This window comes from Thermoproteus sp. CP80, assembly GCF_002077075.2.
Taxonomy (GTDB): domain Archaea; phylum Thermoproteota; class Thermoprotei; order Thermoproteales; family Thermoproteaceae; genus Thermoproteus.
Map to the genome: position 1 here is coordinate 1 of NZ_LCWM02000077.1, position 503 is coordinate 503.

General features: G+C 55.1%; 2 protein-coding genes. Both read right to left on the bottom strand.

Going from position 1 to position 503, the window contains the following annotated elements:
- Positions 1-202 (bottom strand): 4Fe-4S binding protein (locus tag B7L68_RS08455; protein WP_193432495.1); only part of this gene is annotated, 202 nt, incomplete at its 3' end.
- Between the two features lie 32 nt (positions 203-234).
- A partial coding sequence (locus tag B7L68_RS08460) for a DNA-directed RNA polymerase (RefSeq protein ID WP_081247209.1) occupies positions 235-503 on the bottom strand: 269 nt, incomplete at its 5' end.

The window sequence follows — 503 nt, forward strand, 5'->3', positions numbered from 1 at the left end:
TGGTTATCGTTATGGCCGAAAACGGGCATTTATGCACACAGATGCCGCAGCCTATACATAGCTTCTCGGATATCACGGCCTTGCCGGTGCCCTCGTCTATCCAGACGACCTTGCCGCTCCTATTCACGGGGCAGTACTTTATGCATTCATGGCCGCACTTCTTTGGATCACAGGAATCTCGATCGACTACCGCTATCCTCATGACGCCGCAGATAAACCGACCGGTTAAAAACGCTAATCCTCGGCCTCCTCCCCCTCTTGAAGATTCTCCAACAGCTGTTTCCTCAGCTCCTCTAGCTCCTCTTGGTCCACCTCGGCGCTGGACTCCGACGCAGTCATAACGCCGCGCTTCTTGTCCTCAGAAACGGCGGTCTTAACGCTATAAGCACGCTTATCCCTCTCGGTGAGCCTCACCTCATAGCCGCACTTGGGGCATTTCAAGACGGTCTGCCCGTCTTTCTTCACGGGGACCATCAACGTACCGTCCCTGGGGCAGAACCTCA